This is a genomic window from Opitutus sp. ER46, assembly GCF_003054705.1.
Classification (GTDB): Bacteria; Verrucomicrobiota; Verrucomicrobiia; order Opitutales; family Opitutaceae; genus ER46.
In genome coordinates, this window is the sequence record NZ_QAYX01000024.1 from 565,649 (window position 1) to 578,369 (window position 12,721).

Sequence of the window (12,721 nt, forward strand, 5' to 3'; positions counted from 1 at the left end):
CGACACGGGGCGCGGGGCGGACCGGGGCGGCGTTGCGGTGATGGAGAAGGAGCAGGGCACGGTGTCCTTGAAAAACGGTTACGCGGGTTACGCCAGCGCCTCCCGGCGCCAGCCGGGCCACGTCGCGAGGGCGGCGGCGAGCAGGGCCGCGAGGCCGGGAATGGCCAGCCACCAGAAGAGTTCGGTGGTGACGAGGTAGCTCTTGGACTGAAACTCGATCTTCTTGGCGCGATCGATCGCGGCGAACGCCTTCTCGACCGTGTCCTTGTCCTCCGCGCGGAAGAAGTGCCCGCCGGTGTCTTCCGCGATCTGCTTGAGCAGTGTCGGATCGACCTCGCGGGAGAAGCGCTGCGTGTAGCGCGTGGTGCCGCGGATATCGACTGGCACCCAGACGTATCCGTCGCGACCGACTGCGATCGTGTAGATCGGGATGTTCTTGCTGGCCGCGATCCGGGCCGCCTCGCGCGGCGGCAACGTGCTCAAGGGCGTTCCCGTCTCGGGATCGGTGCTCTCGGCGCCGTCGGTGAGCAGCACGATGAACGCGCCCATGCGGTGGCCGCCGGAGATGCGCTGCTCCTGTTCCATGCGGTTGAGCGTGGTGCCGAGGCCGTCGCCGATGACGGTGCCCTCGGCGTCGACCATGCCGACCTTCACACGGGCGAGCTGGCGGGAGATCCACTCGTGGTCGAACGTGAGCGGGGCGACGGTGTAGGCGCGCCGGCCAAAGAGCACGAGGCCGATGCGGTCATGCGGCCGGCGGTCAATGAAGCCCTGGATGATGGGCTTAATCACCTGCAGCCGATTGGGATACTCGCCGGGTCGCGGGCCTTCCTCCCACAGCATCGAGCCGGAGACGTCGACGCAGAGCATGATGTCGTAGCCTTCGGAGCGCGTTTCGCGCTTGTCCTCGACGCGCTGCGGCCGGGCGAGCGCGCCGATCAGCAGGACGAGCCCGGTGAAGCCCAGCGCCATGGGCCAGCGCGCCGGCGCGGTGAGGGATTTCCGGTGCCACGCGGCGGCGAACGGCACCAGCAGCACCGGCAGGTGGCGGCGGCCGCGCAGCCATGCCAGCAGCGGCAGGGCGAGCAGGGCGAGGAGCCAAAGCGGATCGTGAAAGACGAGCGTCATCGGGTGGCTTGCGTCGGGCGCGCTTAGTGGCGGGCCGCGACCATGCGCGCGTGGAAGAACCGCACGAGCGCGTCGAGGCGGTTCTGGTCGGTGCCGACGACGAGCCGGCCGAGCGGGTCGGGGAACAGCGCGTGCCAGTGTTCGTCGCGTTGCGCGCGCCAGGCGGCGTGCGCGGCGCGCTCCGCGGCGCTGCCCTCGAGTGTGACGAGCCGGCGGGCGGTCGGATCGTAGGCGGCGAAGGCCTGGCCGGGCGGCAGCCCGCGATCCCAGGGATCGTCCACGCGGAACCCCATGGTCTGATAACGGCGTTGCAGCAGGAGCCAGCCGTCGGGCTTGGGCCGCGGCGGGAAGTCGCCGAGCCAGATCAGAATGCTGTGCTTCGGCGCGGCGCGCGCGAGGAAGCGCCACGGCAGCTCGAGCGGCGCATCGGTGAGGGGCGGCTCGGGTCGCGCCAGCAGCGTGGCCGCCGCGTGCAGGATCTGGCCGCGGCCGCGGACGGGTTCGCGATAGACGTGGCCGCCGGGCGTGGCATGGACGAAGCCGACGCGGTCGCGGTTGACGGCGCCGAGGAGCATGACGAGCCCCGCGAGTTCCAGCAGGGCCTCGCGCTTCGATTGCGCGCCTGAACCGAAACGCAGGGAGGGCGAGTCCTCGAACACGATCAGGACGGTCACCTCGCGCTCCTCGACGAACTTCTTGCGGTACGGCTCGCCGAGCCGTGCGGTGACGTTCCAGTCGATGTCGCGAACGTCGTCGCCGAACTCGTACTTCACGACCTGATCGAACTCCATGCCGCGGCCGCGGAACGCCGAGCGGTACTCGCCGCTGAGCACGTTCTCGACCGCATGCCGCACGCGCCACTCCAGCTGGCGCAGGAGCGCCAGCGGGTTCTCAAGCTTGGGATCGCGAGGAGGGGTGGGCATGGCAGAAAACCGGCAACTCAAGCCGGCACGGCGCGCGGAGCGCGGAGGCGGGAGTCGCGGGCGAAGCGCGTCAGGCTTTGCCTCCCGCCGGGACCGGGGTGCGTTCGAGCACCTGGGCGACGATCTGGTCGGTCGCGATGTCCTCCGCCTCGGCCTCGTAGCTGAGGCCAATGCGGTGCCGCAGCACGTCGGGCGCGAGCTCCTGGACGAGGTCGGGAGAGACGAATTCCTGCCCGCGCAGCCAGGCGAGGGCGCGGCCGGCCTGGTAGAGCGCGAGGGAGGCGCGCGGCGAGGCGCCGAAGTTGAGGTAACGTTTCGCCTGGCCCTCCTTCTCGGCGAGGGTGCGCGTGCCGCGGACCAGGGCCAGGATATAGCCCTGGACGGCGGGGGCGACGTGGATGCGGTCGACGTCGGCGCGCAGCGAGAGCAGTTCGGCGCCGCTGGAGACGGCGCTCAGTTGCGGTTGCTGGGTAACCTGGCCCCAGCGCTGCATCATCGAGGCCTCTTCCTCGGCGGTCGGGTAGTCGACGATCAGCTTGAAAAGAAAACGATCGGTCTGCGCTTCCGGCAGCGGGTAGGTGCCCTCCTGCTCCACCGGGTTCTGCGTGGCCATGACGAAGAACGGTTGCGGAAGCGGCTGGGTCTGCCCGCCGATCGTGACCTGGCGTTCCTGCATGGCCTCGAGCAGCGCGCTCTGGACCTTGGCCGGGGCGCGGTTGATTTCGTCGGCCAGCAGCAGGTTGGCGAAGATCGGGCCCCGGTGGGCGGTGAATTCGCCGGACTTGGGCTGGAAGATCATGGTGCCCACGACGTCGCTCGGCAGCAGGTCGGGGGTGAACTGGATGCGCTCGAACTGGACCCCGAGGGCGGTGCCGAGGGACTTGATCAGCAGCGTCTTGGCGAGGCCGGGCATGCCCTCGAGCAGGACGTGGCCGTTGGCCAGCAGCGCGACCATGAGCCGCTCGACCACGGGATCCTGGCCGATCACGGCCTTGGCAATTTCAGCGCGTATCTTTTGGGACCAAGCTGGACCAGAGATCATGGGTGGCGATTAAGGGAAGGAAGTTGAAGAGGATGGGCAAGCCCTTCGACAAGCTCAGGGCAGGCCCTTCGACAAGCTCAGGGCAGGTCCTTCGACCGGACGCCGCGTGAGACTTCCGGCGCCGGGAGAGGCGACGGGAGACGATGAGCGCGAGGCGTTTGGCATATCGTTGGCCCAGCGCGGCTGGGGGCGGAGGGAACGCGGTTTGACTCGGGGGAGTCGGATAAGTTTCGCTCGCAGGACTCCCGGGTACCCATGGCACTCTCCCCTCAGCTCCTTGCCCAACTCGCCGCCGCCGGCATCGACTTGGCGGACGTGGACGAGCGCTTCGTGCGCGGGGCGGGGCCGGGAGGGCAGAAGATCAACAAGACGAGCTCGACCGTGTGGCTGCGGCACCGCCCGACCGGCGTGGAGGTGCGCTGCCAGCGGGAGCGTTCGCAGGCGGCCAATCGTGAGCTGGCGTGGCAGGAACTGGCCGAAAAACTGGAGGCGCGCCGCCGCGCGGCGGCGGGGGCGGTGCAGGACGCGCGCGAGACGGAACGCCGGCGCTCGCGCCAGAAGAGCCGGGGCCAGAAGCGGCGCATGGTGGAGAGCAAGCGCCGCCGCTCGCAGGTGAAGGCGAATCGTCGCGCGAACCTGGACTAGGTTGGCCGGTCGCATTCGCGCCGGCGCGCGTCTGGGACCCGGCTTGGGAATCGGCCCTTGTCGCAGGCGGGTGCCTGCGGCAGCATCGGTGCCATCGAAGCGATCGTGCACGCCCGCCACCCCAAGACCTCGAAGACCGCGCGCCAACGGGCGGACGCCTGCCGTCACCAGATTCTGGGTGCGGCGGGGTTGGCGGTGTTCATCGGTGTCGCGACGATGGCGGAGCCCATCCTTCGGGTGACGCAGAACTCGGGGCTCACGCCGGGCCTGCTCCTGCCGGAGGTTGTCTTCGGCTCTTACTTTCGGATGGCCGGCGCGATGGGGCACGTGCTCGCGGCGGCGGCCTGCGGCGCATTGCTGGTCCTGCTGGGCATCCTCACGGGTCTGGGCCGCAAGCGGGCGGTGATGGTTGCCGCGCTGGTTGTGGTCTGCGACTGGCCGCTTGCGCTGCTGGCCGGCAACGCGAGCAACTTCCCGCAGATCATCACGAGCGTCCTGCGTTTCCTGTACTTGTTCTATCTGGTCCGCGGCTACCGGGCGATCGGCCTGCGCGAGGCACTGCAGGCTGAAAGTCGGGAGGCGGCGGAGGTGCCCGCGTCCCGGCCCTGAACCCGCGCCGCGCGCGCGGCGGGAGCGGGCGCGAGCGGGAATGCGGCGTTGCGGGCGTGGTTCGCGGCCGTCAGACTTGCAGGCATGAACCTCAGCCGAACCCTGCGTCGCCGGGTGCTTGTTGCCGCCAGCTTGCTGGCCGTGTTTTCGCTCGTGGGTTTCGTGATCCTGCCGCCGATCGTGAAGTCGCAGCTCGAGCAGCGCGCGTCGGCGGCGCTCGGGCGCCGCGTATCGGTGGAAAAGGTACGCCTGAATCCCTACGCCCTGTCGCTCACCCTGGAGAATTTCGCGATCCAGGAGGCGGACGGCAAGACGCGGTTCCTGGGGTGGCGGCGGCTGTACGTGAATTTCGACGCGCTGTCGTCGCTCTGGGGCGAGTGGGTCCTCAGCGAAGTCGCGCTGGATGGTTTCTACGCGCGCGGCGTGCTCAACGCCGACCGTTCGCTCAACGTCTCGGACCTGCTGGCCCGGCTGGCTTCGCCGAGCGCCGCCCCGGCCAAGCCGGCCGAGCCCGGCCGCCCCCTGCGCGTCGGCCACCTGCAGGTGACGGATGCGCGCGTCGATGCCAGCGACCTGACACACGCGCAGCCCTTCACCACGACCGTCGGGCCGCTGACCTTCGACCTCACGGGGTTCCGCACCGTTGGCCAGCGCGGCGCGCCGTACCGTTTCGAGGCGGTGACCGAGGCGGGTGAGAAGCTGGCTTGGTCCGGCACGCTGCGGGCGGAGCCGTTCCAGTCACTCGGCGAGCTCAAGGTCGAGAACCTCGTGCTGGCGAAATATGCGCCCTACTACGCGGACTTCGTGCGGGCGGAGATTCCTCAGGGCCGGCTTTCTGTCCGCGGCAAGTACGAGCTCGATTTCACGCCTGGCAAGGAGGCAATGCAGCTCCACGCCGGCGTCGTCCAACTGCGAGACCTTGTCGTCCGTGAGGCGGGCAACGAGGTGAAGGTGATCGAGCTGCCCGCGGTCGACGTTACCGGGATCGAGGCGGACGCACGGGCGCTGAAGGCGACCGTGGCCTCGGTCGCGGTGAACGGCGGCCACCTGCGCGTGCGGCGCGCAAAGGACGGTGCCCTGAACGTGCTGGCGATGCTGCAGCCGACGGCGGCCACTCCGGCCAAGCCGGCGAACCCGGTGGCGGTGGCGCCCGCGCCGGCGGCGACCACGGCGATGCCGGCCAAGTTGCCGGACGTGACGGTCGCCGACGTGCTCGTGAAGGAGATGCAGGTGGAGGTGGAGGATCTCGCGGCGGCGCGCCCGGCGCATCTGGCCGTGAATGGGCTGCAAGTCGCCTTGCAGAACGTCAGCCTCGCACCCGAAAAGCGGATACCTCTCCAGGTTTCCTTCGGCTGGGCACCGGCCGGAGCGGTGCGGCTCGCGGGTACGGTGGGGCTGTTGCCGACGGTGAGCGCCGACCTGACGCTCGACGTCGATCAGTTCGCGCTGCTGCCCCTGAGCCCGTATCTCGAGCCCTTCGCGAACGTGCATCTCGCGTCGGGCAACCTGAGCGCGAAGCTGGCCGTCGCGGCGAGCCTGCCGGCCAACGCCGCGCCGGTGGCGAATGTCACGGGTGACATCCAGGTCGAAAAACTCGGGTTGGTCGACGGCGAGCGGGACCAGGAGCTGGCCGGGTTTGCGGGGTTCACGTTGCGCGGGCTGAAGGCGGCGACGGCGCCCACGCTCAGCGTGGCGCTGGAGGAGATCGCGATCGATGCGCCCTATGCGCGCGCGGTGGTCGCGGAAGACGGCGCGGTGAACCTCGTCGCCGCGGCGAAGGTCGCGCCCGCGGCGGCTCCGACGGGGGCGTCCGCGAAACCCGCGGCGGCGGTCGCCACCTCGGCAGCGACGCCGGCGACGGCGCCGACGATCGAGATCGGGCGGATCGTGATCCGGGACGGTGATTTCAGCTTTGCGGATCACTCGGTGCATCCCGGCGTGGCCATGGCGGTGCAGAAGTTCGGCGGCACGATCAACGGCCTGTCCTCCACCACGCCCACGAAGGGCGACGTGGATCTGAAAGCCGTGGTGGATGGGGTGGGGCCGGTGGCGATCGCGGGCCGGCTCGACCCGCTGGGGGCCAAGCCGAGCGTCGATTTGAAGATCGACGTGAAGAACGTGGATCTGCAGCCGCTGAGTCCGTATAGCGGCAAGTTCGCCGGCTATGAGCTGGCGCGCGGCAAGTTGCAGGTCGACGTGAAGCTGCTCGTCGACGGCAAGAAGGTGGATGCGAAGAATGTGATCACGCTGAACCAGTTCACCTTTGGCGCGCCGGTCGCGAGTCCCGACGCCACGAAGCTGCCGGTGCGGCTGGCGATCGCGCTGCTCAAGGACCTCGACGGCAAGATCGTGATCGATGTGCCGGTGCAGGGCAGCACGGACGACCCCAGTTTTCGCGTTGGCAAGGTGGTGCTCCGCGTGGTGGTGAACCTGCTGACGAAGGCGGCGGTGTCGCCGTTCTCGCTGCTCGGCGCCGCCTTTGGCGGCGGCGGGGACGAACTGGCGTTCCAGGAGTTTGCGCCCGGTGCGGCGGAACTGCAGCCGGCGGAGATCAAGAAACTCGAGACGATGACGAAGGCGCTGACGAACCGGCCCGGGCTGAGCCTCGATCTGGAGGGCAGCTTCGACGCCGCGGCGGACGCCTATGCGTTGAAGCGGCTGAAGCTGGCCGACCGCGTGCGGCGCGCGGTGTGGGAGCAAAAGCGGCAGACCGACCCGAACATTGCGCCGCCCGACCAACTGGTTGTGACGCCAGACGAGCAGGCGGCGGCGATCAAGCGGCTCTTCGATGCGGCGTTTCCGCCCGGCACGCAGTTCGGCACGCCGTTGCCCGCGGCTCCGGCGGTGGTGGCGCCGCCTCCGCCTCCCCCGGCGGGATGGTTCAAGCGTTTCGTGAACACGGTCACCTTTGCCCAGCGTCGCGCCGAGCGGAAGGCGGCTGCGGAGAGTGCGCACCGCGCCGCCGAGCACCAGGAGGCCGTTGCCGCGGCGGTGGCCAAAGGCTTGCCCACGGATGAGATGGCGGGACGCCTGGCCGAGGCCACGCCGATTACGGACGACGAACTGCGCGCGCTGGCGCAGGCGCGGGCCCAGAAGGTACGCACGTACTTCATCGAGGTTGGGAAGATCGCTCCCGATCGGCTCTTCCTCGCCAAGGCGAAGACCGGCTCCGCGGCCGCCGGCGCGGCGGGCAAGGGGCCGAGAGTCTTCCTGCACCTGCAGTAGCCGGCGCGGCGGACCCGCGCGGTCAGGCCGGCACCACCGGGTCTCCCACCCGGAGGGTGCCGGCCCTGGTCTCGTGGATGAAATTCTGCCCGAAATTGATGCGGGTGGAATCAGCGGAATCACGGCGATAGGTCGCCAGCAGTCGCAGCGGCTCCTTGCCCCGCTTCGCGGTGTTCTGATCGGTCGTGACGACGACGCAGCGGGCGCACGGGCCCGCCGCCCGCAGCATGATGCCGCCGACCCGGACGTGCGGCCACTGATCTTCCGCGTAGGCGGTGGCGTCGGCGACGACGAGGTTTGGCCGAAACCGGTCCATCGGGACCATCGCCTGGCCCTCGTCGAGCAGACGGTGGTTGAGATCGATCAACGACGCCTCGCTGATCACGAGGAACGGCACCGCGTCCGCGAAGGCGAACACGTCGCCGGGCTTCCCGGCGGCTTTCAGCACGGGGCGGTGAAAGCGTTTCCCGATGCGGACCAGCCGGCACGCGGTGCCGAGCGCCCCGGTCAGCCACGTCGCGACGCCTTCGCCGCAGTCCTCGGCCTCGAGCCCCTGATGCTTCCAGATGGTGACCGGGCGGGTCGGGCCGTTGTCGTCCGCGGCGCGGAGCGGGATGGACGTGGGTCCATGCCCGGGAAAATCGAGCGTGAGATGGGTATTGCTCAGCGCTGTGCTGATGAGCGCCATCCGCGGGAGCGTGCGTTGGGTGAGGAACTGGCCGTCGGCGTCGACGACGAGGAATCGCCGGTCGCCCACCAGGCCCAGGGCGTCGACGGTGGCGGAAGAGACGGCAATGCCGCGGAGGGATTTTACGGGGTAGATGAACAGGCCGGAGACGTGCATGGGCGGGGGAGCGGAAGCGAAGCGGCGCGGGTGAAAGTGGCAAGTTCGGTGGTAGCCGGTGCGCCCCGGCGGCGAAACCCGGCCTCCACGCACCAGCGCCCGTGCGGGCCACCGACGACGGCGCTGCACGCAGCGAAGCCGCGACTCAGGATGCTCCGACGTGTAACTTGAAAATCTGATCTCCCGGCCGCGCCGGGGGCCGGCTCAGGCCGACTTCAGCGGCAGAGCCGCCGGGCGGAGCAGATGTTGCTCCGGCGTGTTCTCCAGCATGAAGGCGGTGACGGCTGCCTCGGCGGCGGCGCGGCGCTTGCGTTTCCGGGCCAGGCACTCCGCCGCGAGCATGGCGAAGCCGGGGCGGACGACGCCGGACGGTGTGAAGCGCACGAAGCCATTGATGGCGGCAACGCGCATGAGCTCGCCGCGGTGCTGCACGCGCAGCTTGCGGTGTAACTTGCGGCGGAAGGTGGAAATGGTGGCCGGGCTGACGCCGAGCGCCTGTGCTGCGGTCGAGTCATCGCTGCCGTCGCCGAGCACGGAGAGTACGAGTTGCTCGGTGTTGCTCAGGTGCTGGCAAATGGATTGGGCGGCGGTCAACTCCCGGTCGACGCGGTCCTGGACGGCCTTGCTCCAGTAGCGCTGCCCGCAGATCACGGCGCGCAAGGCGGAGTGAAACGCCTCGGGGCCTTCCGTGCTGGCATCGAATACCCCGCGGATGGGAAGCGACTGCAGGACGACCAGCGTCCGGTACTCAAGCTGGGTGCCGACGACGAAAACCGGCAGCCCATTCATGTGGTCCGCAATTAATTGCAGTGCATCGCCTTCGAGACTCGCATCCAGGCCCGTCACGATCAGATCGAAACGACTGCGGGCGAGAGCATCGTAGGCCTGACGGACCGTGTGGGTCGTCACAACCTGGACGCCCGGCGCCAGCTTGTGGAGCGCCAGGCGCAGGGTTTCAGAGGCGAGGCGGTCCGCCTTGAGGATGAGCGCGGAACGCAGAACGGGGGTTGACGTTGTTTCCATAGGCCTTGCCGCAACGTTGCCGGAAGACAGCTCCGTTGTCGCAAGCCAGCGTCTTGACCCCCGCTGGGTGTTCCAAGGCAGGCGGTGTAATTTTTCCGTAACGCGCTAAACAGTCACAAATGTTACATCCCGGCGGCGGCGGGCTCCGCCTGACGATAGTCAATGAATTTTCGAGGTATGCCGGGACCCCGGGTTACGACCCGGGCGCAGGGGGAGTGGTGCTGCTGGTGCCGGCCGCGGCGGAGCGACTTGCCTCCCACTGGACCGTAATGTCTTTTCCGCGACGCGCCTTGGCCTCGAGTGAGCCCTTGAGCTGGTCGCCCTCGAGTCGAGCCGTGTAGTGCACGGTCAATTCGCGACGGCGGATTTTGCGCACGACGTTGAACGAGAGCTCATCGTTGGCGAAACGCACGTCGCGGATCGGGACCTTGCCGGCGCGGTTCTCAATCGTGCCCGTGAGTTTGTCGGGGGCGCCCTGGAGCGTCAGGGTGGCGGAGTGTTCCGCGCCGTCGCGGCCCGTGCCTTTGAGCGTCCAGGTGCCCGTGGGATCGCCGGCGAAGGCGGCTGTGAGGCCGAAGCCGAGGACGGCGGCGAACAGCGCGAGGCGGCGGAGCGGGCGGAGGGATGGGAGGGAGGTTGTATTCATGGCGCCCTCCTGAACGCCGGCGGGTCGCGCCGGTTTCGCCGCCCGGGAATCTTTTTTTCTGAAACCACGAGCCGGGGTCGGGCGTTGAGGGCGGGAGACATTCCATGGTCCCATGCTCCCGTTTTCTTATCCTGCTGTGCTCCCGCGGTGGCTGCCCCTCTCGGCGCCGCCCGGGCGAAGTTGCGGACTTGCGGAGTGGGGGCACCGTTCGTCGCCCTTGAATCCGGAGCCCTCAGATCCGCCGCCGCTGGTGCCCGCCGACGCCGAAGCCGACGCCGTCGCGCCGGCGCAGGACCTGGCCGACGCGAGGCGCGCGCAGGCGGGCGATCGGGAGGCGATGGCGCTGCTGGTGCGGCGGCACCAGGCCGCGGTCGCACGGTTGCTGTGGCGGTTTGCGCGCACGCCAGCGGACCAGGATGACCTCGTGCAGGAGACCTTTCTGCGCATGGTGCGCGGGTTGAATTCGTGGCGGGCCGAACAGCCCTTCGCGCACTGGCTCCTGCGCATCGCGACGAATGTCGGGCGGGACTATTTCCGGCGGCACGCGGTGCGGAGTCGATGGATCTCCACCGTGCCGGAGGGGACCGCCACCGGCGGGGAGGGCGGGGCGGTTGAAGCGATTGATCCCGCGCTGGATCCGGCGGCGCGCGCGGCGGCGGACGAGGTGAAAGAGACGCTCGCGGAGCTGCCGCCCGACGATCGGGCGCTGCTGACGCTGTTTCACCTCGAAGGCTGGGCGCTCACGGAGATCGCGGCCCAATTCGGCTGGACCGTCGCCGCGACGAAACTGCGGGCGTGGCGCGCCCGCCGCCGGCTCCGGACCATTATCGAAAGAAGATCCTGACCATGAAGACGAACCCCGATGAATGGTGGCGGCAACGCGTCGCGATGGCGCGGCAGGATGTGCCGCCGCCGGTGAATCTGCCGGCGTTGCTCCGCGTGGTACACGCATCGACGCCCCTGGTACGCTCCGGCTGGGCGGACGAGATGGCCGCGCTCCTGGCCGGTCGTCATGTCCTCGCCGGCTGCCTCGCCGGCGCGACCGGCTGCCTGCTGCTCACCGTCTGGCAGGCGTGGTCCTGCTGGGAACTGCTGCCCTGGATCGAGCTCCTGGCCAACGCGACGGGAGGTGTGCCATGACCCCGCTGCGTTGGCGCGGCTGGCTCGTGCTCACGGCGGTGCTGCTGGCGGGCATCGGGGTGGGCGTCACCGGGACGCTGGTCGTCGGCACCCGCCTGGTCCGACAGGCGCTGTTCGCGCCGGCGGGCGGGCGCGGCCAGGGCGATCGCGCCGTCGAGCGCATCGCGCGCGAACTGGACGAGCGCCTGCACCTGACGCCGGAGGAGTCGCGACGGGTCCGGGGGCTCCTCGAGGAGTCCGCGGTCGAGTTGAAGGGGATCCGGATGCGGGCGGCGCGCGAGGCCGGCCTGGAGTTGCGGCGGGCGAACCAGCGCATTCTCGCCGAACTGCCGCCGGAGAAGCGCGCCGAGTACCAGCAGCTTATCCGCCGCCGCTACGAGCGCCTCGGGCTCGGGTCGGGGAACGAACCTGCAGCTCCGCCAGCCGGCGCCCCGTCGGCCGATCCCGCGGGCGCGCCGGCACGCGGGGGCCGGTGACGCGGACGAGCGGCGGAAACGTTTCGGTGACGCGGAAGCCCGCCGGTTGACAACGGGACGCGGCGTCTCAACCTCCGAATCGCGATTCGGAATAAAGATGCACGCTGCCCTGAACTCCGCCCTGCCGCCCCCGTCCGATTCCGGTCCGACTCCGGGGCGTCCCTCCGGCCCGGCGGAGGCGCGGGGGCCGGACGCGACGCGGCACCACAGCTCGATGTTTCGCGGCATCGAGGCGCTGACGACGCTGCTCAAGGCGCGGCACTCGCTGGGCATCACGCAACTGGCGAGGGAACTGAATCTTTCGAAGTCCACGGCGCACGACCTGGTGGCGGCGCTGAGCGCGCTGGGCTTCGTGGACCAGGATCGCATGACGCGCCGCTACAGCGTGAGCCCGGCGATCTTCAGCTTTTTGCACCTGTTTTCGACGGAGTACGGCCCGAACTCCGCGATCCGGCCGCTGCTGCGCGCGCGCGCGCGGCGGCTCAAGGCCACGCTCGTGGTGTCGGCATTGTGCCGACGCTCGACCTACGCGCTCTGCGGCAGCGGGTCGGATGCCGACACGTTCCTGCTCGGCGACAGCGGTCCCGCGTACAACTCCGCCTGCGGCAAGATTCTCGTGGCCCAGCAGGATCCTGGCGAGTGGGCCGGGTTCGCGCCGAGCGCGGGCGATACTGGGAGTTCGCCGTACCTGCGCCCGGATCCGGAGCGTTTCCTGGCGGAGTTGAAGGTGGCGCGCGCCACGGGCGTGGCGTGGAGCCTGCGGGAGCGCGATCCGGCCCTGTGTTCCGTCGCGGCGCCGGTGCGCATCGGGGAGGAACCCTGGAGCTGCGCCGTGGGCATCGCGCTGCCGTACTCGGAGTGGGTGGCGCGCGATCGCGAGGAGCTGGCCGGCGAGGTGCGGAGCGTGGCCGCCGAGCTCTACGATTGCTGGGCGGGCGGCGTGAGGCGGCCGGCTGCGGGAGTTCCGACGGCGTGAAGAGGCGCGTGTTCGCCATGGCGAACCAAAGTGTGGTCCGGGCG

Annotated in this window: 13 protein-coding genes; 7 read left to right on the forward strand and 6 right to left on the reverse strand. The window is 69.8% G+C overall.

What is annotated here, in order from left to right; translation table 11 throughout:
• Positions 1-87: 87 nt before the first annotated feature.
• From DB354_RS17645 to DB354_RS17655, 3 genes are all read right to left on the reverse strand, one after another.
• Positions 88-1,128, reverse strand: a complete 1,041-nt coding sequence (locus tag DB354_RS17645) for a VWA domain-containing protein (protein WP_107836947.1) — start codon at positions 1,126-1,128, stop codon at positions 88-90.
• 23 nt (positions 1,129-1,151) lie between these two features.
• Entirely contained in the window at positions 1,152-2,051 is a 900-nt protein-coding gene (locus DB354_RS17650) for a DUF58 domain-containing protein (protein WP_107836948.1), read from the reverse strand.
• A 70-nt stretch (positions 2,052-2,121) separates the two neighbouring features.
• Positions 2,122-3,093, reverse strand: coding sequence for a MoxR family ATPase (locus DB354_RS17655; RefSeq protein ID WP_107836949.1), 972 nt, complete (start codon positions 3,091-3,093; stop codon positions 2,122-2,124).
• Positions 3,094-3,348: 255 nt separating this feature from the next.
• Here DB354_RS17655 and DB354_RS17660 point away from each other — a divergent pair, with 255 nt between their 5' ends.
• The 3 genes from DB354_RS17660 to DB354_RS17670 all read left to right on the forward strand — a co-directional run bounded on the left by DB354_RS17660 (position 3,349) and on the right by DB354_RS17670 (position 7,572).
• A complete protein-coding gene (locus tag DB354_RS17660) occupies positions 3,349-3,738 on the forward strand; it encodes a peptide chain release factor-like protein (protein WP_107836950.1) in 390 nt (129 codons plus the stop codon).
• 57 nt (positions 3,739-3,795) lie between these two features.
• The gene (locus tag DB354_RS17665) at positions 3,796-4,347 is read left to right on the forward strand and encodes a hypothetical protein (RefSeq protein WP_107836951.1); all 552 of its coding nucleotides are present in this window, start codon (positions 3,796-3,798) and stop codon (positions 4,345-4,347) included.
• Positions 4,348-4,431: 84 nt separating this feature from the next.
• Positions 4,432-7,572 (forward strand): DUF748 domain-containing protein, encoded by a 3,141-nt coding sequence (locus DB354_RS17670; RefSeq protein WP_107836952.1) that lies wholly within the window; start codon positions 4,432-4,434, stop codon positions 7,570-7,572.
• 22 nt (positions 7,573-7,594) lie between these two features.
• Here the strand turns inward: DB354_RS17670 and DB354_RS17675 are convergent, their stop codons facing one another.
• The 3 genes from DB354_RS17675 to DB354_RS17685 all read right to left on the reverse strand — a co-directional run bounded on the left by DB354_RS17675 (position 7,595) and on the right by DB354_RS17685 (position 10,085).
• Positions 7,595-8,416 (reverse strand): MOSC N-terminal beta barrel domain-containing protein, encoded by an 822-nt coding sequence (locus DB354_RS17675; protein ID WP_107836953.1) that lies wholly within the window; start codon positions 8,414-8,416, stop codon positions 7,595-7,597.
• A 204-nt stretch (positions 8,417-8,620) separates the two neighbouring features.
• Positions 8,621-9,439 (reverse strand): LuxR C-terminal-related transcriptional regulator, encoded by an 819-nt coding sequence (locus tag DB354_RS17680; RefSeq protein WP_107836954.1) that lies wholly within the window; start codon positions 9,437-9,439, stop codon positions 8,621-8,623.
• 193 nt (positions 9,440-9,632) lie between these two features.
• Positions 9,633-10,085, reverse strand: a complete 453-nt coding sequence (locus DB354_RS17685) for a hypothetical protein (protein ID WP_107836955.1) — start codon at positions 10,083-10,085, stop codon at positions 9,633-9,635.
• Between the two features lie 217 nt (positions 10,086-10,302).
• Between DB354_RS17685 and DB354_RS17690 the strand changes: the two genes are divergently transcribed.
• The 4 genes from DB354_RS17690 (at position 10,303) to DB354_RS17705 (ending at position 12,677) form a co-directional block, all read left to right on the forward strand.
• Positions 10,303-10,929 (forward strand): sigma-70 family RNA polymerase sigma factor, encoded by a 627-nt coding sequence (locus tag DB354_RS17690; protein WP_158277596.1) that lies wholly within the window; start codon positions 10,303-10,305, stop codon positions 10,927-10,929.
• A 2-nt stretch (positions 10,930-10,931) separates the two neighbouring features.
• Positions 10,932-11,225, forward strand: a complete 294-nt coding sequence (locus DB354_RS17695) for a hypothetical protein (RefSeq protein ID WP_107836957.1) — start codon at positions 10,932-10,934, stop codon at positions 11,223-11,225.
• A complete protein-coding gene (locus DB354_RS17700; protein WP_107836958.1) occupies positions 11,222-11,701 on the forward strand; it encodes a hypothetical protein in 480 nt (159 codons plus the stop codon). Before DB354_RS17695 ends, DB354_RS17700 begins: the two co-directional genes overlap by 4 nt.
• Before the next feature lie 97 nt (positions 11,702-11,798).
• Positions 11,799-12,677 (forward strand): IclR family transcriptional regulator C-terminal domain-containing protein, encoded by an 879-nt coding sequence (locus tag DB354_RS17705; protein ID WP_107836959.1) that lies wholly within the window; start codon positions 11,799-11,801, stop codon positions 12,675-12,677.
• The last annotated feature ends 44 nt before the right edge of the window (positions 12,678-12,721 follow it).